This window comes from Verrucomicrobiia bacterium (assembly GCA_035574275.1).
In the GTDB taxonomy this organism is placed as follows: Bacteria; Zixibacteria; MSB-5A5; order DSPP01; family DSPP01; genus DSPP01.
In genome coordinates, this window is sequence record DATLYY010000058.1 from 22,991 (window position 1) to 45,579 (window position 22,589).

The 22,589-nt window shown below is 53.3% G+C and carries 19 protein-coding genes and 3 tRNA genes; 9 read left to right on the forward strand and 13 right to left on the reverse strand.

Annotated elements, in window-relative coordinates; all coding sequences use genetic code 11:
- Nucleotide 1 precedes the first annotated feature (1 nt).
- Complete coding sequence (locus VNL73_08080; GenBank protein ID HXF49366.1) at nucleotides 2-1,387, forward strand: efflux RND transporter periplasmic adaptor subunit; 1,386 nt, start codon at nucleotides 2-4, stop codon at nucleotides 1,385-1,387.
- A 37-nt stretch (nucleotides 1,388-1,424) separates the two neighbouring features.
- Nucleotides 1,425-4,571, forward strand: coding sequence for a CusA/CzcA family heavy metal efflux RND transporter (locus VNL73_08085; protein ID HXF49367.1), 3,147 nt, complete (start codon nucleotides 1,425-1,427; stop codon nucleotides 4,569-4,571).
- 68 nt (nucleotides 4,572-4,639) lie between these two features.
- Here VNL73_08085 and VNL73_08090 read toward each other — a convergent pair.
- Nucleotides 4,640-4,711 (reverse strand) — tRNA-Arg (locus tag VNL73_08090).
- Nucleotides 4,712-4,806: 95 nt separating this feature from the next.
- Here VNL73_08090 and VNL73_08095 point away from each other — a divergent pair.
- From VNL73_08095 to VNL73_08115, 5 genes are all read left to right on the forward strand, one after another.
- Nucleotides 4,807-4,897, forward strand: a tRNA-Ser gene (locus VNL73_08095).
- A 48-nt stretch (nucleotides 4,898-4,945) separates the two neighbouring features.
- Entirely contained in the window at nucleotides 4,946-5,218 is a 273-nt protein-coding gene (locus VNL73_08100) for a GIY-YIG nuclease family protein (protein HXF49368.1), read from the forward strand.
- A gap of 85 nt (nucleotides 5,219-5,303) precedes the next feature.
- On the forward strand, nucleotides 5,304-6,170 hold the full coding sequence (locus tag VNL73_08105) for a hypothetical protein (protein ID HXF49369.1): 867 nt from the start codon (nucleotides 5,304-5,306) through the stop codon (nucleotides 6,168-6,170).
- A 162-nt stretch (nucleotides 6,171-6,332) separates the two neighbouring features.
- The gene (locus VNL73_08110; GenBank protein ID HXF49370.1) at nucleotides 6,333-8,576 is read left to right on the forward strand and encodes a protein kinase; all 2,244 of its coding nucleotides are present in this window, start codon (nucleotides 6,333-6,335) and stop codon (nucleotides 8,574-8,576) included.
- A 19-nt stretch (nucleotides 8,577-8,595) separates the two neighbouring features.
- Entirely contained in the window at nucleotides 8,596-8,826 is a 231-nt protein-coding gene (locus VNL73_08115) for a CDGSH iron-sulfur domain-containing protein (protein ID HXF49371.1), read from the forward strand.
- Nucleotides 8,827-8,890: 64 nt separating this feature from the next.
- Here VNL73_08115 and VNL73_08120 read toward each other — a convergent pair whose 3' ends face one another.
- Both VNL73_08120 and VNL73_08125 read right to left on the reverse strand, forming a co-directional pair.
- Entirely contained in the window at nucleotides 8,891-9,664 is a 774-nt protein-coding gene (locus tag VNL73_08120) for a hypothetical protein (protein HXF49372.1), read from the reverse strand.
- Between the two features lie 19 nt (nucleotides 9,665-9,683).
- Nucleotides 9,684-10,946, reverse strand: coding sequence for a hypothetical protein (locus tag VNL73_08125; protein HXF49373.1), 1,263 nt, complete (start codon nucleotides 10,944-10,946; stop codon nucleotides 9,684-9,686).
- Between the two features lie 202 nt (nucleotides 10,947-11,148).
- On the opposite strand from VNL73_08125, the gene typA reads away from it, so the two are divergent.
- Nucleotides 11,149-12,981, forward strand: coding sequence for a translational GTPase TypA (gene typA, locus VNL73_08130; GenBank protein ID HXF49374.1), 1,833 nt, complete (start codon nucleotides 11,149-11,151; stop codon nucleotides 12,979-12,981).
- Here the strand turns inward: typA and VNL73_08135 are convergent.
- On the reverse strand, nucleotides 12,978-13,436 hold the full coding sequence (locus tag VNL73_08135; protein ID HXF49375.1) for a hypothetical protein: 459 nt from the start codon (nucleotides 13,434-13,436) through the stop codon (nucleotides 12,978-12,980). The two genes, typA and VNL73_08135, sit on opposite strands and share 4 nt — an antisense overlap.
- A gap of 187 nt (nucleotides 13,437-13,623) precedes the next feature.
- Between VNL73_08135 and VNL73_08140 the strand changes: the two genes are divergently transcribed.
- Nucleotides 13,624-14,673, forward strand: a complete 1,050-nt coding sequence (locus VNL73_08140) for a hypothetical protein (GenBank protein ID HXF49376.1) — start codon at nucleotides 13,624-13,626, stop codon at nucleotides 14,671-14,673.
- 75 nt (nucleotides 14,674-14,748) lie between these two features.
- On the opposite strand, the gene VNL73_08145 is transcribed toward VNL73_08140, so the two are convergent.
- The 9 genes from VNL73_08145 to aspS all read right to left on the reverse strand — a co-directional run bounded on the left by VNL73_08145 (nucleotide 14,749) and on the right by aspS (nucleotide 22,018).
- Nucleotides 14,749-15,426, reverse strand: a complete 678-nt coding sequence (locus tag VNL73_08145; protein HXF49377.1) for a hypothetical protein — start codon at nucleotides 15,424-15,426, stop codon at nucleotides 14,749-14,751.
- Between the two features lie 48 nt (nucleotides 15,427-15,474).
- Nucleotides 15,475-15,912: a hypothetical protein gene (locus VNL73_08150; GenBank protein ID HXF49378.1), complete on the reverse strand. Its 438-nt coding sequence runs from the start codon at nucleotides 15,910-15,912 to the stop codon at nucleotides 15,475-15,477.
- On the reverse strand, nucleotides 15,909-16,193 hold the full coding sequence (locus VNL73_08155; protein ID HXF49379.1) for a helix-hairpin-helix domain-containing protein: 285 nt from the start codon (nucleotides 16,191-16,193) through the stop codon (nucleotides 15,909-15,911). Before VNL73_08155 ends, VNL73_08150 begins: the two co-directional genes overlap by 4 nt.
- A gap of 4 nt (nucleotides 16,194-16,197) precedes the next feature.
- Entirely contained in the window at nucleotides 16,198-17,076 is an 879-nt protein-coding gene (locus VNL73_08160) for a CPBP family intramembrane glutamic endopeptidase (GenBank protein HXF49380.1), read from the reverse strand.
- Nucleotides 17,077-17,314: 238 nt separating this feature from the next.
- Nucleotides 17,315-17,407, reverse strand: a tRNA-Ser gene (locus VNL73_08165).
- Between the two features lie 61 nt (nucleotides 17,408-17,468).
- Nucleotides 17,469-18,743, reverse strand: a complete 1,275-nt coding sequence (locus VNL73_08170; GenBank protein HXF49381.1) for a hemolysin family protein — start codon at nucleotides 18,741-18,743, stop codon at nucleotides 17,469-17,471.
- On the reverse strand, nucleotides 18,737-19,213 hold the full coding sequence (gene ybeY, locus VNL73_08175; GenBank protein HXF49382.1) for an rRNA maturation RNase YbeY: 477 nt from the start codon (nucleotides 19,211-19,213) through the stop codon (nucleotides 18,737-18,739). The genes VNL73_08170 and ybeY overlap by 7 nt, the downstream gene beginning before the upstream one ends.
- Nucleotides 19,185-20,147: a PhoH family protein gene (locus tag VNL73_08180; protein HXF49383.1), complete on the reverse strand. Its 963-nt coding sequence runs from the start codon at nucleotides 20,145-20,147 to the stop codon at nucleotides 19,185-19,187. The genes ybeY and VNL73_08180 overlap by 29 nt, the downstream gene beginning before the upstream one ends.
- Entirely contained in the window at nucleotides 20,147-22,018 is a 1,872-nt protein-coding gene (gene aspS / locus VNL73_08185; protein HXF49384.1) for an aspartate--tRNA ligase, read from the reverse strand. Before aspS ends, VNL73_08180 begins: the two co-directional genes overlap by 1 nt.
- Nucleotides 22,019-22,589 lie beyond the last annotated feature (571 nt).

Consider the following 22,589-nt stretch of genomic DNA (forward strand, 5'->3'; position numbering starts at 1 on the left):
GATGAGGTATTTTCTTAAAATCGCGCCGTTTTTATTCCTGTTCGCTTCCGGTTTCCTTATTGGTTTTAACGGATGCAAAGGGAAGAAGGCACCGCCCGTTGGTGAAGTCCGCACCAAGGAAATCTACACCTGCCCGATGCATCCGGAAATCGTGCGGGATAAGCCGGGGAACTGTCCCATTTGCGGTATGAACTTGGAGAAAAAGACGATTGCCGAAACGCTTTCAGTCGTCTCTCCATCCGCCGGACAGAAGGATGACTACACCTGTTCCATGCACCCGGCCGTTTCTTCCGACAAGCCGGGGGCCTGCCCGGTCTGCGGCATGGTTCTGGAAAAGCGGAGCGGGCTTTTTGCCAGCTCGGCCCAGGCCGCCGAAGAGAAATTCAAGCTCGCCCTCCCGGCGGACAAGCAGGTGCTGGCTAACGTCGCCACGACCAAGGCGGGAGTGCGCCGGCTGGAACGCTCCATTCTAACCGTCGGCACCGTGGAAGCGAGCGAACAAAGGCTCTACCGCGTCCCCAGCCGGGTGCCGGGACGAATCGAGAAGCTTTTTGTCGATTACACGGGGGCTTTCGTCAACAAGGGGGATCCCCTTTTCATCATCTACTCCCCCGAGCTGGTGACCGCCCAAAAGGAGTATTTGCTGCACGTTCCGAAGGGTGGAATGCCGGGAATGGGGGAATCCCCTCTGGACACCGGGTTTCTGGCCGCCGCGCGGGAGCGGCTGTTGCTCTGGGGGCTTACGCCGGACCAGCTGGCCGCGATCGAAAGCGGCGACACCATCTACACCCGGTTGACCATCTACTCCCCCCGGGCCGGGATTGTCGCCGCCAAAAACAAGCTGGCGGGGAGCTATGTGACGGAAGGGGAGATCGTGTATGACATCGCCGACTTGTCGGCGGTCTGGGTTTGGGCGGAGATTTATGAGTACGAAATCGCGGGCGTTACGGTCGGCACACCGGTTTCGGTGAGTACTCCCGCCTATCCGGGAAAGAGGTTTTCAGGCCGCGTCTCGTTTGTTTCGCCGGAGGTGAACAAGGAATCCCGCACCATCCGGGTACGCGCCGAGCTGGAAAATCCCGATTTGCATTTGAAGCCGGGGATGTACGTAGACGTGGACATCAAAGTGCAAACCGGCAAGCCGGTTTTGGCCGTTCCGGCATCCGCCGTTCTGCAGACCGGCAATCGGCAAATCATCTGGGTCAAAGTCGGGCCGACTGTTTTTGAGCCGCGCGCTGTTGCACTCGGCGTCCGGGGCGGGGACTGGTGGGAAGTGCTCTCCGGCGTTCACGAAGGGGAGGAGGTGGTCTCCTCCGGAGGATATTTGCTTGACTCGGAGGCGCAGTTCCGGCTGGGAAAACCGGCCTCCGGGCACGGGGGGCATTAGCAGTTTCAATAATTCAATTGACGATTGAAAAACCTTTATGATTGAAAAAATCATCAATTGGTCGGTGGAAAACCGCTACATTGTTATGCTCGCCGCCGTTGCGATGCTTCTGTGGGGCGTCTGGGCGCTCAACAATACGGCGGTGGATGCCATCCCGGATTTGTCCGACAACCAGGTCATCGTTTTCACCGAATGGCCCGGGCGCTCCCCGCAAATCATCGAGGACCAGATAACCTATCCTTTAACCTCCAATCTTTTGGGCTTGCCGCACGTCAAGGCGGTGCGCGGAACTTCGATGTTCGGCTTTTCCTGGATTTACATCATTTTCGAGGACGACGTCGATTTGTACTGGGCGCGTACACGGGTTTTGGAACGGCTGAACTATCTGGCTGGAACTTTGCCCTCCGGTGTTTCGCCTGTCCTTGGCCCAGACGGCACCGGAGTGGGGCATGTTTTCTGGTACACGGTGGAGGGGAAGAAGCAGGATTTGGCGGAGCTGCGCGCGCTGCAGGATTGGTACATCCGCTACCAGTTGAACGCCGTTCCTGGTGTGGCGGAAGTCGCCTCAATGGGCGGCTTCGTACGTCAGTACGAAGTGGAACTGGACCCACGCAAACTTTTTGCCTACGGTCTTTCGGTCGGCGATGTAATGGAGAAAGTCAAGGCCTCCAATAACGAAGTCGGCGGGAGTTTGCTCAATGAAAACGATGTTGAGTTTCAGATTCGCGGTAGAGGTTATGTGCAGTCGGTCGCCGATTTGGAGAACATCGTTTTGAAAACCGGCCCCGGCGGCGTGCCGGTCTATTTGAAAAATGTTGCCGCCATCCAGTTGGGGGGGGCCGAGCGGCGAGGGGTAATCGAGAAAAACGGCAATGGCGAGGTCGTCGGCGGCATCATTGTGATGCGCTTTGGCGAAAATGCCAAGGCAGTGATAGACCGGGTCAAAGAGAAAATAAAAGAGCTCAAGCGGGGCCTGCCGCCCGGAGTGGAAATCAAGACCGCCTACGACCGCTCCATTCTAATTTCCGAAGCGGTTCGCTCACTCCGCCAGTCGTTGGTGGAGGAGATGGTCATCGTTTGTCTGGTCATCATGCTCTTCTTGTTTCACATGCGCTCGTCGTTGATTGTGATTTTGACCATTCCGCTGGCCGTCTTGGGCTCCTTCATCGCCATGCGCTACTTCGGCATCACCTCCAATCTGATGTCTTTGGGGGGGATTGCCGTTGCCATCGGCGTTCTGGATGACTCCGGCATCGTAATGGTGGAAAACGCCCACCGGCATTTGACCGACAATCCCGGTGTTTCGCGCATAAAGGTCATTTTGAAAGCCGCCAAGCAGGTTGGGCGCCCGATTTTCTTCTCGATGGCTATCATTGTGCTTTCCTTTGTGCCGGTCTTTATGCTGGAAGGGCCGGATAAAAAGCTCTTTTTCCCCTTGGCCTTTACCAAAACGGCGGCGATGGCCGTGGTGGCGGTTTTGGCCATTACCCTCGTTCCGGTTCTGACCATTTTCTTCCTCACAGGAAACATCAAGCCGGAGGAAAAAAACGTTATCACCCGGACATTGGCCCGGCTCTATGTGCCGGTATTGGACCTTTGTCTGCGCAATCCCTGGAAGGTTTTGGGGATTAATCTTTTGGCCCTGGTTTTTACGCTTGTTCTCTTTTTCCGTTTGGGGCGAGAGTGGATGCCTCCATTATACGAGGGCTCACTTTTGTATATGCCGGTCACTCTGCCGAACATCACCGTCACGGAAGCCAAGCGGGTACTGCAAGCCCAAGACGAAATTCTGACGCAATTCCCGGAGGTGGATACCGTCTTGGGGATTTTGGGAAAGGTGGGGCGGGCGGAGACCGCGACCGACCCGGCGCCGGTTTCGATGATTGAGACCATAGTCAACTTGAAGCCGAAAGACGAGTGGCGGCCGGGAATGGACAAGGACAAGTTAATCGCCGAAATGAACGAAAAGACCAAAATCCCCGGCGTGGTGAACGCCTGGACGATGCCGATTATCAACCGCATCAACATGCTGGCGACCGGCGTGCGCACGGAGCTCGGCTTGAAAATAATGGGGGATAATCTCGACACCCTCGAGCGGCTGGCCATCAAAGCGGAGGAAATTCTGCACACCGTCCCCGGCGCCACCGACTTGTTCGCCGAGCGAACCGTCGGGGGTTCCTATCTTGAAATCGTGCCAAACCGGGAAAAGCTGGCCCGCTACGGCCTTTCGGTCAAGGAGGTACAGGATGTCATCGAAGTGGCTTTGGGCGGGATGATTGCCTCCCGCACGGTGGAAGGACGCCGCCGCTTCCCCATTCGGGTGCGCTATGCCCGGGCCTTCCGCGACAATCTGGAAGCCATCAAGCGGACTTTGGTAATGACTTCTTCCGGCGCTCAAATCCCTTTGGAGCAGCTGGCCGATATTCGTCTCGCCTCCGGCCCCCCGATGATAAACTCCGAGGCCTCGCTTTTACGTTCGCTCGTGCTTCTGAACGTCCGTGGCCGGGATGTCGGCGGTTTCGTGGAGGAGGCGGACGCCAAACTGAAACAGAACCTGCGCCTGCCCCCCAGCTACTACTACACTTGGAGCGGGCAGTACGAAAATCAGCTTCGCACAAAAAAACGGCTGCAGTTGGTGATGCCTTTGGTCATCGCCGTGATATTTGTCCTGCTTTATTTCACCTTCCATTCTTTTTTGGAAGCGCTTATGGTCATGCTCTCGGTCCCATTCGCGATGGTTGGGGGGATGTTCATCATCTGGCTTTTGGGATACAACCTCTCGGTCGCCGTCTGGGTGGGGCTCATCGCTCTCTTTGGCGTGGCCGTGGAGACCGGCGTGGTGATGGTGATTTATCTGCACGAGGCGCTGGACAAAAAGCTGGCAGCCGGCTCTGTTACGGCGCAAGGGATTCTGGAAGCCACGCGCGAAGGGGCGATTCTACGGCTGCGTCCCAAGCTGATGACCGTCTGTTCCACCTTTCTCGGCCTTGTCCCGATTATGTGGTCGGGCGACATCGGATCGGACGTGATGAAACCGATTGCCGCCCCTATGATCGGGGGAATGATAACCTCCACCATCCACGTCCTTTTAGTCACCCCCATCATTTTTCGCTTGATGAAGGAACGGGCCTTGAAAACCGGCACGCTCCGGACTTCCGACGTTAAGTATTCCGAAGGTTTGTAGTTTTTATTTAAGGGGGGAAGGGTAGGGTCTAATCTCTAATCACCAATCTCTAATCCCTGTTTTTAAAGCACCCCCGTCCAGAATCGAACTGGAACCGCCAGCTCCGGAGGCTGGTGCGCTATCCTTTACGCTACGGGGGCGTATTCTCATATTAGAAGTTTTTGGAAATTTTGTCAACGCACAGTCAAATTCGGTTTGCCGGAAGTCCAGAGAGGAATTATTATACCCGAACCAAGGAGAGGTGGCCGAGTTGGCTTAAGGCGGTGGTTTGCTAAACCACTGTACGGTCAAAAGCCGTACCCTGGGTTCGAATCCCAGCCTCTCCGCTTGTTCCGAGCGAACCCCGCCATAGCGGGGTAAGTCGAGGAATTGAAATGACAAATAATTTTTGGTTCGTATATATACTCCGCTGTTCGGATGGGTCCTTCTACACCGGGATTACCAATAACGTTGAGGAACGGGTAAAAGAGCATGATACCGGTAACGGAGCAAAGTACACAAGAGGAAGAAGGCCGGTCACCTTGGTATATCGGGAAACGCATCCCAATCAGTCTGCTGCCCGGCGGAGGGAGGAAGAAATAAAGAAATGGAGAAAACGAAAGAAGGAGAAACTTGTGCTGGGTTTCCCTCGACGGCACCCGAAATAAATTTCTGGCGCCGCTCGGGATAAACGAATCCCAGCCTCTCCGTTGAAAACCCCAAGCGAAATCGAAGGGTTAAGATGGTTCGGCTATGAACGAAATAAGAAGGGTTGTTTTAACTTTATCCACGGCGGCATGCCTGCTTGCAACCTCTCTCGCCTTACCCCAAGCCCCCAAAAAAGGGGACAATCTCTATAAATTTGTTAGAGCGGCTGATTCCATTGCCGTTTGGTACAACGCCAAGGTCTCGGATTGGATTGAAGGGAAGGGAATAATTCTCAAACACAATCCCGATATGGAATTGATGGCTACCTTGAAGGAAGAGTTTTATATGGCGCATTCTGTCGCTGGCGAGCCGGGCGAATATCTTATCGATACCGATGGGGATTCCATACTGGACACTCAATCCGAAGTATTATGGTTGCCCTTTTGGGTCGTCAAAAGGAATTCATCGATATCCGCGTCGGACAAATCCATAATTGTTTTGTTTGACCGGATGTATGATATGGGTCTTCAGTCGGACGATGGCGGTCCCTTGGATACGAACCTGGTCCATAAACTTAGGCAGTATCGAACCGATTTCTCGCTTCCGAACAGGCATATTGCTTATTTGTTTGATTCCTACGACCAGATCATTCATTTGTTGAATGAAGAGGGCAAAAAACTCCCCTCGGAATTGTGCATCCGCATCACGGACCATCTTGCGTCCGAATGTCGAAAATTATTTGGTCTGGTGCCGGTTGTGGTTCGTATCTATCAAGGCGAAGCCCTGCTTAATGCGCGAATGATTGATAAAGCGCGAGAACATTTCAGATTTTCATTACAGGAATTTCCCCATTCCGTGCCGCTTCGGGTTTATGATTGTCAATTAGACGCAAATCCCGGCAGGAGGGAGAAGAAGCTGAAAAAACTCAGACAGGACCATCCCAACCATTGGATGGTGCGGGATTTGCGTTAGCGGAGGTTTTCTATGGGTTGATGGGAGAATCCTATTCTGAAAAAAGAGCTTTTAATGACAGCCAAACTCGCTCTTGCGAAGAACAACTTCGCTCATTTGACTTGCTCCTAACCCTTTAGTAAACTTCGCTATGCCATTGATGCCGATTGTCGTGAGATAAATATGATAGGGCAAACCATTTCCCATTTCAAAATTCTGGAAAAAATAGGGGAGGGAGGGATGGGCGTGGTGTACAAGGCCAAGGACGTCCATTTGGACCGCCTCGTGGCGCTCAAATTCCTGCCCCGCGGACTGGCTTCCAATCTCCCTGAACGGGAACGCTTCGTTCACGAGGCAAAAGCCGCCTCGGCTTTGAATCATTCCAACATAACCACGGTGTATGAAATCGGCGAACACGACGGCCAGCTTTTCATCGCAATGGAGCTGGTGGAAGGAAAAACCTTAAAGCAACTGGCTGGCGAGGAAGCTCCTTCCTTGGACCGCATCTTGGACATTAGTATTCAGCTCTGTGAGGCGTTGTCCGCCGCCCATGAAAAAGAGATTGTCCACCGGGATATCAAAGGGGACAACATCATGCTGACCTCCAAAAGCCAGACCAAAATAATGGATTTTGGGTTGGCCAAATTGAAGGGAGCTTCCAAGCTCACCAAAACCGGCTCCACCCTCGGCACGGTGGGATATATGTCCCCTGAACAGGCGCAGGGAAAAGAAGTGGACCGCCGCACGGACATTTTTTCCTTTGGTGTGGTTCTGTACGAATTGATAACCGGAAAACTTCCTTTTAGTGGGGAGCATCAGGCCGCCGTCATTTATTCCATCATAAACGACGACCCGGAACCCCTTTCCCGTTTCCGCAGCGGCGTGCCGGAGAGTCTGCAAAGGATAATCGACAAGGTTCTGGCCAAAAATGTGGAAGAACGCTACCAGAACATCTCCGATTTGCAGGTGGATTTAAGGCGGACGAGACGGGAGTTGGCTTCCGGTATGAAGGAGGGTGTGAAAAGCGACAAGAAGGCGGTCGCCGTCCTCTACTTTGAAAACTTAAGTCCGGACCCGGACAGCGACTACTTTGCGGCGGGAATAACCGAGGACATCATCACCGATATTTCCAAAATCGAAAACATCCGCGTTGCCTCCCGCAACGCCGTTTTGCCCTACAAGGGGAAGCCGGTGGATATTCCCCAATTGGGAAAGAAGATGAACGTGGACGCCATTCTCGAGGGGAGCATCCGCAAAGCCGGCAACCGGCTGCGCATCACCGCCCAATTGATTGACACCAAGGAGGGCTTTCATCTCTGGGCGGAGCGCTATGACCGCGAAGCCACCGAAATATTCGCGCTTCAGGAGGAAATCGCCAAGAGCATTGCCGTTGCTCTCAAGGTGCGGTTATCGCCAAAAGAGGAACAACAGCTTGGCTTAAAGTACAAGGGGAATCTGGATGCCTACGAGTATTACCTGAAGGGCCGAAACCACTACTCCAAATACACTAAGGCGGATATGTTGGCGGCGATGCAAATGTTCAAGAAGGCCCTGGAGATTGACCCGAACTATGCCTTGGCTTATGCCGGTCTGGGGGACAGCTACTACCAGATGCTGGACAAGCACTTCGATACGGATAATTCCTGGCTCGTAAAATCTGAAGAGGCTTCCCGGAGGGCCTTGAGCATCGACCCCTTGTGTGCAGAGGCGTACAAATCCTTGGCAAATGTCCTGGCCTGGCAGAACAAATTTAATAGCGCCAAACGCTGCCTCGAAAGAGCCCTGGAAATTAACCCGAATTTTTTGCCCGCCCATATGAACTTATCAATAGCGTATGCCGCCTTGGGGGACTTTAAAGAGGCGGAAAGACGATTATCTTTGGCCTGGCAAAAAGACCCCTCGCTGCTTTTCAGTTTGTTCAAATTAGCGGCCCTCCACTTAATTGTTGGCAACTTGGAAAAAGCCGAATCTTTTGCCAATCAGCTTTTAAAAACGGCGGAGTCAACTTTCTACCTTGTCGTGGGGCACCAGATTCTTTCAGACGCCTATTTTTTCCGGGGTGATTACCAAAGGGCCTTGCAGCATTTGCAGAAGGCCTTGGAATTAGACGCGAGTGATGCATATGGAAAGGCCGCTTTGGCCGTCATTTATGCCGCACAAGGAAAGCGGGAGGAAGCCTTGGAAAAAGCCAAAGAGGTTCAATCGGAGGAGCTCCTGAACGAATACGTGCTTCAAAAAATGGCCGAGCTGTATGCCCTTTTGGATGAGCGCGAGGAGGTCTATCGATTGGCCAGAAAAAGTGTTGAGATAAGCCCGCGGGATTGGTACGGCTTGGAATACAATCCCATTCTTGAGAAGTTCCGTCGGGAGCCTGAGTTTCAAAAGCTTTTGGAGGAGACAAAAAAACTAATACGAAATTCGGAATGATGAAAAGGAGGTCTTTTTAATGCCGACCAAAATCACCGTAAACAGAAACGGTTCGCTGCGGGTGGAAGGGGATTTTGTAATCGTCGACCCGGAAGGAAGGCCTTATGGCTTGGCTGGCCGGACGGTGGTCTCCCTCTGCCGTTGTGGTCAGTCAAAAAACAAGCCCTTTTGCGACAGCACCCACAAAACCTGCGGCTTTTCCCACGAACCGGCCGCCTTCGAACTGCCACCGCCTGCCGTGAAAATGTAGAGTCGATACAAAAAAGCCCCGCCGGCTTCAAACCGACGGGGCTTTTTATATCGGATTTGGAGAATCAGTCCACCCGGCGGGCGCGAACGCCAAAGTCGACGTTGTCAGCCACCCAGCCGAAAAACTTCTCCTGCTCCTCCAAGGGTTTTTCTGGCAGCATAATCTTGGGGTCTTTCCAGGAGGTCATCACCTCGGCGTCCTGCGTCCAGATTTTAACCCTTGTGCGCCGTACCTGGGTCTGCCAGTTTTTCCCCACCACGGCGTCGGTGTAAAGCACCCGCACGGTGATGTTGCGCGCCAGCCGCTCCAAGGGCTTCAACTCCAAACTCTTGAAGTCGGTTTTCCCCTTCACCTTGGCGTCCGGAATCCCGTCGCTGGTCATCACGATGGAAATCGGCCGGAGCACGAGATTCTTGTTTTTGACCGTCAGGGCCACCTGCTCGAAAAAGGCGTTGTAATCGGTGAAGTCGTTCGGCTTGTCCTTGGGAAAAATCTCCGTCAGCTTGTCGTGAATCTCGTCCACCGATTTTCCCTCAAACATCTGGATGGGATAAAAGGTCTTCGGCTCGTTCGGTTTGGCGCCGCCGATGGAACTGACAAAAAGCACGGAGGGGCGTTCCAGTCCGCCCAGCCCGTTCAAATGGGCGTAGAGGTAGTGGGACAGAAACTCCATCGCGTCGTCAAAATCCTCCTCGCGGGTTTTCATAAACGAGCCGCTGATATCCACCCCGACGAACATCACCAGCCGGGGTTTGACGGCGGCGTCGTTCGTGCCGCAGCCCAGAGAAAGCGTCAGGAGCAAAAGCAGAACCGGATACAGGAATTTGAGTTTGGACATTGTCGTCATCTCCCAAAAGTTAAACCAGCTCTTTTTGTGGCGTGTACTCGGTTTCCTTTTCCGTCACCTTTTCGGCCGGCTTCCGCCGGTAGCCCCGTTTGGAGAAATTCTCCAATAGTGAGCGGGTGTTGGTAATTGCTTCCATATTGGTGAAGGGAAGCTCGAAGAGATGATTGCCGGCCAAAAAGAGGGTACAGAAGTTGATGCCGGAGGCGACCACTTGCAAGGGGGGCATAATCGCCGCGGCCAAAAGCTCTTCCCCCTTGGTGGCGAACCAGACCGACTCTTCCTTGATTTTGTTCACGAACTCCGGCGAAATGGCGGAAAGGCGGGTTTTGGGCATTTCACTTTTGGCGAAAACCTCGGCCCCCTTGCCTTGGATAATCTGCATCAGAACCGGCGTGCCATGGGAGGCGAAAAGGAACCAGGACAAGCTGCGGATGCCGAACCAGACGAAGGTGGCAATCGCCAAAGTACCGGTCACGCCTAGCTCAAAATTGGCCGAATACTGGGCGAACCAGGGCACCAGCGCGTCCACAAACTCCCGATAAAGGAACATTACTTCAACGAAAAGCACCACCGCCTCGATGGCGCCGATGCCGAGTATGGAAGCGACGTTTTTGCTTTTGACCGAGTTGACCAAGGTTGAAAGCACGGCGTAGCTCCCCATCACCACGAAGAGCAGAAAGACGAAAAGCGGTATGCGGACTAAATAAGGGTGCAGATTTTCACCGGTGATGTTGGAAAAAACGTCCATCACCAAAGGCGTGGTCACGTAGGAAAAGATTACCGCCTCAATCAAGCACCAGAAAACGGTCAAATAGACGGCCACCCAAGCGACCTGCGAGCTGACCAGATTGCGGGTGGCACCGAAAATCAGCCGGAAGGGGGCGAAAACGAGTTCCTGCAGAATCGAAAGCGTGGCAAAAAATAGAATCTTGACCAGCCCCGCCAAGGAAGCCAGAAAGCTCAAGACGAATTTGGCAATTCCGCCCCAAAAGTAGGCGATGGCCTTGCCCACGTCCCACCAGGTGACCAAAAGAAGGGTCAAAAACTCGATTCTTTTCTGGCGCACGACCACGGTCGGCAGGCAGGCGATGGTTCCCCAGCAGCCGAGGATGATGGCACAGACCGGCAGCAAGAGGAAAAGCCGCTTGGTCATCATAAGCCAAGTCGGGTCAGTAGCTCCCCAGGCGAAGTTGATGAACGCCTCTTGAAAGAGTGTGGGGAACAAGATTACCGATAAAACGATATCGACGAAACTGCCGTTTCCGTTTATCATAAATGAACCCTCCTCGCAATACGGGTGCTGCGTCCTGCAATTAACTTTTACCGCTGTTGTCCGCTTACTTTAATTATCGGCAAAGAGCGGGGAAAATTAAGCCGGTTTGAAGCCGTCTAACCCCTTGATTTATCACTGAAATAGCGTATATTTCTTCCACTTCGCGCCTGACGAGGGCGCGTTTTTTTTACCGGATAAAACAATGGAAAGACGAAAAAACATACGGAATATCGCCATCATTGCCCACGTGGACCACGGCAAAACCACCCTCGTGGACGCCATGTTAAAGCAAACCCAGGCGGCCCGCAATCTGGAGCAGATGGGGGAGCGGATTATGGACTCGATGGATCTGGAGCGGGAGCGGGGGATAACCATCCGGGCCAAAAATGCCAGCGTCGTCTATAAAGGGGTTAAAATCAACATCGTGGACACCCCCGGCCACGCCGATTTCGGCGGGGAAGTGGAGCGCACGTTGCGGATGGCAGACGGCGTCCTGCTCTTGGTGGATGCCAAGGAAGGGCCAATGCCCCAGACCAAGTTCGTTCTGCGCAAGGCCTTGGAGCTGGGATTGAAAGCAGTGGTTGTGGTCAACAAAATCGACCGGCAGGATGCCGAGCCGGACAACGCCATCAATAAAACGTTTGATTTGTTCGTCCATCTGAATGCCGACCACGAAATTCTGGATTTCCCCATCGTCTATACCTCCGCCACTGCCGGCACCGCCACTTTGGATTTGAAAAAACCGGGGGTCGATTTAAAGCCGTTATTCGAGACGATCCTGCACAAAATCCCCGCGCCCAAGGTGAATGCCAAGGAACCCTTGCAAATGCTCGTTTTGGCTCTGGCCTACGACACCTACAAAGGGAAAATGGGAATCGGCAAAATCACCTCCGGAAAAATCTCCCCGGGGCAGAAGGTGGCGCAAATACGCACGGATGAAAGCATTGTGCCGGGGGAAGTGAGCGAGATTCTAATCTACAAGGGGTTGAAGCAGGAATCTGCCGAAAAAGCAGAAGCGGGGGAAATCGTGGCCGTCGCCGGCCTGCCGGAAATCGCCATCGGCGAAACGATAGCCGACTTCGAAAACCCCAGGGCATTGCCGCCGGTGGAAGTTGACCAGCCCACCGTGCAGATGACTTTCAGCGTCAACACTTCACCTTTTTGCGGCAAGGAGGGAAATCTGGTCACCTCCCGCCAGATTCGGGAGCGTTTGAACCGGGAACTGGAAACCAACGTCGCTTTGCGCGTGGAAGAAACCGACTCCCCGGATTCGTTTTTGGTCTCCGGCCGCGGGGAGTTGCATTTGGCTATTCTCATCGAGCAGATGAGAAGAGAAGGTTTTGAGCTTCTGGTTTCCCAGCCGATGGTAATTCTGCACGAGGAAAACGGCCAAAAACTGGAGCCGTACGAGCTGGTGACCATCGACGTTCCGATGGAGTATCAAGGGGCGGTGATTGCCGAATGCGGGGCGCGCAAGGGAACTCTGCTTTCGGTCGAAGGGACGCCATCCGGCGACCAGCATCTGGAATACGATATGCCCACCCGCGGCGTCATCGGCCTCAAATCCGCCCTGATGACCAAAACCCGCGGCACAGCGGTTACCAATCACGTCTTCAACAAGTACGAGCCGTTCCAGCCAGAATTGGTCAGAATTAACGTCCATGGCTCCCTCATCTCCTACGAGCCGGGTGTGAGCACCGCCTACGCCCTCGATATGGCGCAGGAGCGGGGGACGCTTTTTATCGGCCCCGGCGTGCCGGTTTATGCCGGGATGGTGGTGGGGCAGAACGCGCGGGATGAGGATATCGAAGTGAACGTCTGCCGGGAAAAGAAGCTCACCAACATGCGCAGCAAGGCCGCGGACGAAGCGATTATGCTTACGCCCCCAATGAAGATGACTTTGGAATTAGCCCTCGAATACATCGGCGCGGATGAGCAGGTGGAAGTGACCCCCAAATCGATCCGCATCCGCAAGCGGATTCTGGACTCCAACGACCGCCGCCGCTTCAAAAAATCAACCGGAAGCGCCGTTTAAAGCCCGAACAAAACCCCCAGCATTACCTTCAAATCCGGGATGTCCCCGATGCCGAAGCGGGCTTCGACGTTGTAGCGTCCGGTTCCCTTCATCGGAATTTTCGCCCCGGCGATCAAGCTCAAACCGATTTCGCTATTGCTGTTGACGAAAACCGCCGTGGGGCCGGCGGCGGCGTAGAACTGAATGCCGGTCTGGGGCAGGGGAAAAAGATACCAGCGCAAATCGACATTGGCGGCGGTCAAATCGGAGTTGTCCCCAAATCCCAAATCGATGCTGGGGGCAATCGTAGCCAGTCCGAGCGAGCCGACTTCCGCCTGCGCGCCAACTACAAACTGATCCGGGTTCCAACTGGCCCCCGCCCGCAGCCCCAAAGCAGCTTTGATGGGGGCCGTTTTGGCCTCAAAGGGGAAAAAGATTCCAAAAGCAAGCAAAACTCCCCAAATGCTTTTCTTCATCGCCGTTCTCCTTTCATCTGCAAGTATGGATACTACCGGAACACCAACCGTCTGTCAAGTTATCGGTCGAAACTCCCTTCACACTTGATATATATCAAGTCCGCCCCAATTCCTGACAAATATCATCTTTTGACACCTTCTATTTATTATTATTGATACCATGAAAACGAAAACTGCTTACTCGAAAATGCTGAAAGCCGGAGCCGGGCTTTTGCTTCTGACTTTAGCGATGACGCGCACTTCCGCCCAAAACGGCCCCGTTGACCCCCTGCGGCTGCCGGAAGAAAAACACTTGAAAAACATCCGCCAGCTCACCTTCGGCGGGGAAAACGCCGAGGCGTATTTTTCCATTGATGATTCCAAGCTGATTTTCCAGTACCATCAGGGGAACGATTCCTGCGACCAGATTTATACGATGAACGCAGACGGCTCGGACAAGCGGCTGGTCTCCACCGGCAAAGGGCGCTGCACCTGCGGCTACTATTTCCCGGATGGCAAAAGGATTCTGTTCTCCTCGACTCACCTAACGGATTCCGCCTGCCCTCCGAAACCGGACTATTCCAAAGGTTACGTCTGGCAGCTGCACCCCACCTACGAGATATACACGGCCAACCCGGACGGCTCAAGCCTCAAGCAATTGACCGATTCGGAGGGATACGATGCTGAAGCCACGATTTCCCGCGACGGCAAAAGAATCGTCTTCACATCCTCACGCGGCGGGGATTTGAACATCTACACGATGAACGCCGACGGTTCGGACTTGAAGCAATTGACGGATGAAATCGGCTATGACGGCGGCCCATTTTTCTCCTACGACGGCAAAAAAATCTGCTTCCGCGCCCATCATCCGGCCGATTCGGCATCGAAGGCGGATTATCTCGCCTTACTAAAGGATGGGCTGATTCGCCCCCGGGCTTTGGAAATTTTTGTGATGGATGCGGATGGTAAAAAAAAGAAGCAAGTGACTTCCAACGGCGCCGCCAATTTTGGCCCTTATTTTTTCCCGGACGGCAAACGGGTGATTTTTTCTTCCAACATGGAAAATCCCAAGGGGCGCAACTTTGATTTGTATATGGTCGGAACGGACGGCAAGGGGCTGGAGCGGATCACCTTCAACGAAACCTTTGACGGCTTTCCGATGTTCACTTCCGACGGAAAAAAGCTGGTTTTCGCCTCCAACCGCAACGCCAAGGTTCAGGGAGAGACCAACATCTTCATCGCCGACTGGGTGGAATAGGAAAAAGACCTTGTATTCGTAAGCCGGATTTCAATTCGGCTTTTCTTGGCGCCTCGATTTCAGCTGGGGGATAACCTAAATTCTATACAAAACCCCCGTGCTGATTTGAAAGAAACGAAGAGCGGATAGGTTGCTCTGAACACCAATATCATCCCCTCTGCGCAGAAAAACGACGTTGTAGCTAAAGGATGTTTCAACTGCCCAGCAATGCAGAAGAGACAATTCGCTTCCCAGTTCAAAATCGACGCCGAGACGTGTATAATTTCGTTCTAGAATTTGAGAAAAGGAGGAGCGAGGATTATATCCCACATTCGCATATGAATAAAAATAAGTTCCAATGCCGAGACCCAAAAAGGGTTTAATATTGAAATTAATGGGAAAGGGGGAATATTGGATGGCCACTGATACGGGTATAACCCTAAACTTGAAGTCCGTTCTGCCGAGAGTATCCCCGTTTTCTGCAATGCTTACGTATTCACCCGACATGTCATCCATTTGTAAATACTCAATTCTGCCCCGAACAGCCACGGTTTTGGAAAGAAAAGGTGGTCGGTACTTAACAATGCTTCCAAAGCCGAAAGCCGGACGGGCGGCTTTCTGGCCGGCAATAATGTAGGGCTCACCGACTTCGGAAAATTTGCCCAAGGGAATACCGTAGGTTCCTTTGAGTCCAACAGAAAATCCGGTTTCGGCCTCAGTTATTTCTTCAATACCCAGGATGCCAAGCAGCAAAAGAAAGCAAATCTTTTTCATCAGTCCTCCCCCGCTCGAAAATGGTTCACAGTGTCTCAAGCATTTGTGTTACACACTTGCCTGCTCCATCGCCTGCCGCCCCTTTTTGACCGCCTTGTGATGATAGAGGTATAACGGCAGGCAGACCAGAACCACAACGAACCAAAGCATGATCATCCGCAGCCCCTCCCGCCGTTCATCGTCCAAGACATTCACTTGGGCCGATTTCCACTTTGCTTCCACCTGTTCCCGGGTCAAAGCCGCCGTGGTGTCTTCCTTTTCAAATTTGGGATAGAAGAGGCCGTTTTTTTCCTGGTACTTGTCTTCGATGTAACGGTCGAACGTAGCGACGCGTTTCCATTCGTATTCCTCAGTCAGTTTTGGAAGCCCAATTTTGACCAGTCCCCAAAGCCCCGAGATGGAAAACCCAACCAGTACCAAAAGCAAAATCACGCTGGCCAATTGGTAATACAAAAGCGCTCCGCGTTTAGGTTTCTCTTCGTTCATCTTACCCTCCTTGGTTGTTTTGAGTCCTTCCAGTTCCACCAAAGCAGCTTGCTTGCATTCGGCTTCTTCGTGGAGGCATAATACACGGCGCAGCGGAAAACGTACAGCATGCACCGGTCGATATGCTGCCCCCGCTTCCGGCATAAATCGAAATACATCTTTTCCGGGTTTTTCTTTTTCAGATCGGATACTTTGTGGAAACCGAGGTCGTAGAGGTCCTGGGCGATGCTTTTGCCTACGCCCGGAATTTCCTGCAGGTTTTTTAACACCGTTTTTTTCATCGACCTATTCTCCGCGTGACAGTTTTCTGGCGGTGTCTATTTGAAAATATCCGGTAACTAATGCAACGACTGCAACAATAAACCAAAGCGTAATAGTAAATAATCCACTATAGAAAAGGAAGGAAATACCTGTTGTCGGAGGCGCAAGGACGAAGAGCGTACTGGCTATGTAACTTGAATGCATGAGTATTGCCACCAACAGGCTTTTTGTATTGTCGTAAACCCAAACCATAAGCACCCGGTAGGCCGTCAGTTGCGCTATCGCAAAGAGGAAGTATAAAGTCAGGAAAAAAAACGGAGGAAGCGCCTCAGCGGAAGTTCCTCCTACCCACCACATTTGAAGCATGTGCCAAATTCCCCAGAAGACGCCTACAATTAAACCCGTAGAAAGAATGCTGAAACGTGTTCTAAGCTGGGGAATGACAAACCCAGTCCAACCCAATTCCTCCATAAACCCGCCCACGAACCCTATCGCAATACCGGAAAGCAAGAGAGAAACCTTGTCGGCTACGGTAACAATTTTAGGAAGAAATACCGAGGAAATTTGCGAGAGCGAAAAGAGAACCACAGCCTCAACAATGGGGGCAATAAGTAATGCCGTCGCATACCAGCGCCCGCCAACCTGCCATTTGAACAACCGGGAAAGTAGTTCGCACAGTCCCGCTTTTTGGGAAATAAAAATAACTGATAGAAGACCCGCAGCAGGAGGGCCCAAGAGCATTGCCGAGATTGCAGGTAGAAACGTCGTGTCGGTTTGCCAACTTGTGCCGGCGAGGAATCCGCGTCCGCCAACCACAAGGAAGCTGCCCCAAGAGACCAAAAACACCAAGACGTAGTAGGTAAGTATGGGATGCCCCTTTATGAATGCTTTAATCATTGTCATGATGCCTTCTTATTTCAGCCACCCGTATTTTGGAGCGATCGTTGCGAGAATTGCCAGCGGTTGATCATCGCCACTACCGCAACGACGACCCACCGCCATCCTTTCCTATTCACCTATGTTGATGAAAATGTGTCGCTGTCCGCCCATGATTGACTCTGCCATAAATTTTTCGTTTTTCAATATTTTTTCTCCAAGACTACGTTCAGCTATGTTCATTTGCTCTCCGATTGGAGTTTTTTGGCGGAGGGTGAAGGATTCGAACCTTCGGGCTCCTTTGCGGGAGCCAACGGTTTTCAAGACCGCCGCATTAAACCAGCTCTGCCAACCCTCCTTGTTCATAAAGGCAAGATTTGCTTTGATGCAAGAAGTGTCAAGCTGAAAGGAATCGACGACTACGCTGATGACTTCGGCTGGGGCAAAACCTTGGTGACCCGCACGAGCTGAATACGCTGGCCGGAGACCTTTTCCACCGTGAATTCCAGCCCGTTGGAGCTAACCTTTTGCCCGACGGTCGGTAGCGTGCCGACCAATGCGTATATCAGACCGCCGACCGTGTCAAATTCCTCTTCCGGCAACCGGGAGGAGATGGCCTCCGCCAGGTTGGCCAGGGAAACCGTTGGCAAAACCAAGTATTCGAGTTCGGAGATTTTTTCGATTTCCTTCTTCTCCGGTGTTTCCGCCTCCTGCCGAATGTCGCCGACGATGGCCTCCAGTATGTCCTCCAGACAAATCATTCCGGCCGTGCCGCCGTACTGATCCACTACGACGGCCAGATGATTTTTCATGTTTTTGAGTTCCAGCAAAAGCTCGTCCAACATCTTGGTTTCCGGCACAAAGTAGGCCGGGCGGGCGATTTTTTCCAAATCCGGTTTTTCACCGAGTGTAAGGGAGGCCAGCAGATCCTTGGCATAGAGAATGCCGGTCACCTCGTCGATGGTTTTGCGGCAGAGCGGAAAGCGGGCGTGGCCGGTTTCCTTGATTTTCTTTTTGATTTCCTCCAGCCCTTCGTCCACCTCCACCCAGGTGATGTTGATGCGCGGCACCATTACTTCCTTCACCTCTGTGGTGTCCAGCCGAAAGATTTTCTGAATCATTTCCTTCTCTTCCCTTTCAACCACCAATTCCCCCATCCCGGCCGATTCCGCCAAGGACTCGATCGCCCGCTCTACCAGCTCCTCTTTTTTCTCCTCCAGCTCCTCCGGTGTGGACTTGAGCCGCGCCTGGTACGGTTTGAGCAGAATCAGAAAAGGGGAGAAGAGCACGCGCAAAAACCAGACCAGCCACAGATAGCGCAAAAGCGGGCTTTTTCCCGGCTCCTCCGGCAAATAACGGGGCAGGGCCTCGCCGAAGAAAACGAAGCCCAAAAAAGTGATGGATAAAAGAATGGCCAAGGTCAAAACCGGCTGGGCCGGTTGGGCCGAGGCGGTTATCCCGAAGGCAAAAACGGTCGCCAAAACCAAGGCGAGCGAACGGGCCAAGGTAAGCACGAACAAAGTCGCCTGCGGGTTTTTCAAAATCGTTTCCAGCCGGGCTTTGCGGAAAGGGGAGAGGGGAGCGGCCGCTTCCTTCAACTCCTCCGAATCCCGGAAAAGCTCCAAACTGGCGCGCGAAATTACGTAGGCAAGCCCCCAAAGGAAAAACCAAAGCAAAGCGGCCCAAATCAGCATTTTCCCCCCCGGCTGGAGGCCGCTCCAAATCCCTTCAGGTATTTTTCTTCCCGGGCAAACATTTCGTTTCTCTCTTCAACGGTTTGGTGGCCGTATCCCAAGAGATGCAAAAATCCGTGCGCGGCAAGACGCAAGATTTCCCCCCCGGCCTTGTTGCCAAAAAGCGGCGCCTGCCGCTTGGCTTGGGGAACGGAAATGTAAATTTCCCCCTCCATTTTTTTGCCGTTCGCTTCGATGGGAAAGGAGAGCACATCTGTAGTTTTGTCCTTTCCCCGATAGCGCCGGTTCAATTGCCTCATCCTCGCATCGCCGATGAAAATCAAATTTGCATTCAAACTTTTTCTCTCGCTTTTGATGATTCGGTTGGATAGCGCGAGGATATTCTTTTTCAAGCCGGCTGAAAGACGGTAACGCCCGCTGAAAATCGAAACGGGCGGGCGCCTACCGCCCTCGCCCTTCATACCGCTCATACGCCTTGATGACGTCCGTCACCAGCCGGTGGCGCACCACGTCCTTTTCAGTCAGATAAACGAAGGTAACGCCTTTAATCCCGTCCAAAATTTTCTGCACCGTGACCAGTCCGGAGGCCTTCTTGTTTTCCAAGTCAATCTGCGTGATGTCGCCGGTAATCACCGCCTTGGAGCCCACCCCCAACCGGGTCAAAAACATTTTCATCTGCGAGCTGGTGGTGTTCTGCCCCTCGTCCAAAATCACAAAGCAGTTATTGAGCGTGCGCCCGCGCATAAACGCCAGCGGGGCGATTTCGATAATGCCGATTTCTATCAGCTTCTGAATTTTCTCCGCCGGCAAAAGCTCGTGCAAAGCGTCATACACCGGCCGCAGATACGGATCCACTTTTGCGCGGATGTCGCCGGGCAAAAACCCCAACGATTCACCGGCCTCCACGGCCGGGCGGACAAGGATGATTCGATTGACTCTTCCACTCTTCAAATCCGCCGTCGCTTTGGCCACCGCTAAAAAGGTCTTTCCCGTCCCCGCCGGGCCGATGGCAAAAACGATATCGTTGGAAGCCATCGCCGCCAGATAATCCTTCTGCCCGACCGTTTTCGGCTGCACGGCCTCCTTGGTCAGCGAGGTGATTACGGCCTGCGCCTCCAGCTCCCCCGCCGGGCCGAGCCCGTTCGATTCAATCCGCGCCAGCGAATAGAGGATGTACTGCTCGGTAATGTCTTGTTTGTTTTTTAACCGGGCAATCAAATCGACGAACAACGCCGCGGCCTTGTCCACCAAATTTGGCTGGCCTTCAATCACCAACGTTTCACCGCGGGTCACCAGCTTGAGCGGCAGCTTCTCCTCGATGAGCCGCAGATAAATGTCCGACGGCCCGAACAAAAGCCGCTGGTCAACTCCATTCAACTCGATTTTTTTGGTCTGCACCGCCATTATTTCTTGCCCTTCGAGTTCTCCTCGTCCAAAAGCCGGATGCCCAATTCTTCCAACTGCCGCGGGTCCACTTCCGCCGGCGAGCCGTCCATCAGGGATTGTCCCGCGGAGGTTTTGGGGAAGGCAATCACGTCCCGGATGTTGTCCGAGCCGACCAGCAAGGCGACAATCCGGTCAAACCCCGGCGCAATGCCGCCGTGGGGCGGCGCGCCGTATTCCAACGCCCGGAGCAGAAACCCGAACATCCGCTCGGCCCGTTCCTTGTTGATGCCCAAAATCGCCAGCACTTTTTCCTGAATGCTGCGCTTGTGGATTCGGATGCCGCCGGAGGCGATTTCCGAACCATTCAAAACCAAATCATACTGGTATCCCCGGATGTGTCCCCAAGGATGGGCCGGGTCGCCAAGTGGGAGGGGGGTTGTGAACCCTTCGTCCAGCTTGGCTAAATCCTCCTCATACGGGCAGGTGACAATGTTGTGCATGGCGTCAAAGCGGTTTTCACCCGCGTTGTATTCAAAAACCGGAAACTCGTACACCCAGAGATGGTTCCACTTGTTTTCAGGAATCACTTTAAACTTTTTGGCCAAGTCGTTGCGCAACCGGCCCAAAACGGTGCAGGCGGTCTCCCAGCGGTCGGCCACGATGAAAGAAATATGGCCTTCCTTAAGTCCAAGCAGAGAAACCAATTCCTTCTTTTCCTCCTCCTTGAAAAACTTGAGGAGGGGGGACTTCAATTCGCCTGCTTCATTAATGAAATTCGCCAACCCCTTGGCTCCATACTGCTTGGCCTGGTCTTCCAACAAATCGAGTTGGCTCCGCGTAAACTCCGGCGGCTTGGGAATCGTCAACGCCTTGATGGCGCCGCCCTTTTTTGCAGTTTCGGAAAAGACCTTGAAGCCCGTTTTGGCGCCGAAGGCAGTCAAATCCACCAGTTCCCAGTCAAAACGGGTGTCCGGTTTGTCCGTCCCATAGCGGTTCATCGCCTCGCGATAAGTCAAACGGGGAAAGGGGAGGGTTATTCCCAACTTCAAGGTATCCTTGAAAACGGCGGCCATCATCCCCTCGATCACCTCCCAGACGTCCTCCTGCGTCACAAAGGCCATCTCCATATCAATCTGGGTGAATTCCGGCTGGCGGTCGGCGCGCAGGTCCTCATCCCGCAAACAGCGGGCAAGCTGAAAATAGCGGTCGAAGCCGGAAATCATCAAAATCTGCTTCAGAAGCTGCGGCGACTGGGGCAGGGCGTAAAATTTCCCCCGGTTGGTCCGCGAAGGCACGATGTAATCCCGGGCCCCTTCCGGCGTGGAGCGCATCAGAAGCGGCGTTTCGATTTCGTAAAACCCGCGGGAATGCAGGTAATTCCGCACGGACAAGGCGGCGATGTGGCGCACCCGGAATTTTTCCTGCATCGTGGGGCGGCGCAAATCCAAAAAGCGATAAAAAAGCCGCACATCCTCGGAAGCGCCGGTCTCGTCTGAAATCTCAAACGGCGGGGTTTTGGATTCGTTCAAAATCTCCACCCCCTCGGCCAGCACCTCGATTTCGCCGGTCGAGAGTTTGGGATTCTCCATCCCCTTCGGCCTTGCTTCAACCTTTCCTTTAACCGACACCACCCATTCGCTTCTTAGGGAATGCGCTTTTGCCATAATCTCGGCGCTGACGACATCCGGCTTAAAGACCACCTGCGTCACCCCATACCGATCGCGCAAATCGATAAAAATCACACCGCCGTGGTCGCGCGCCACGGAGACCCAGCCGTTCAAAATCGCGGTCTGTCCGATATTGTTTTTGGCCAGCTCGCCGCAGGTGTGGGTGCGTTTCAATTCCCGAAAGAGCTTGATTTTTAACTGTTCCGCCGTTGCTGTCTCCATACGCTCCGAGTCGTTAAATGGTTAAATGGCCGTGGGGGGTTAATTAAGGCGCCCCAAGGCGCAAAGATTTACATTATCGCGAGAACTCATTCCCCCTCAACTTAATTATCGGCAAAGGAAAGGTCAAACGCCAACGGGGCAATGTGGGGAAATGGGGATTGCAAAAACGGTGGGAATTTTGTTGTGAATTTGGAAAAATGGGCAAAAAAAGGGGGTGTAATTTTTGAACGCCTGCAAATTCGGGGGGATTTTGCAGGGGAAAATGCAACCTCCCCTTAATCCCCTCCTTCGTAAGGAGGGGACAGGATGGGCAGACACATGGGTCTGCCCCTACGAATTCAGGGAAGGGAGGGGCGGAGCGTACGCCTCCGCCCCTTTTTCCTTTCCTTTGTGTCCTCTTTGGCTACCCGAGGTCGGGGGCTCTGGGTCGGCGGGATTTGGGCGGCATGTGAAGGGGAGGCGCCACCTTCCCTTCAGCTCTATTGGGTTGGCTGCCTTCAAAGAGGCAGCTGCCCTTGTGCTACATTCCGGCTTAGTGCAACCTCCCCTTAATCCCCTCCTTCGTAAGGAG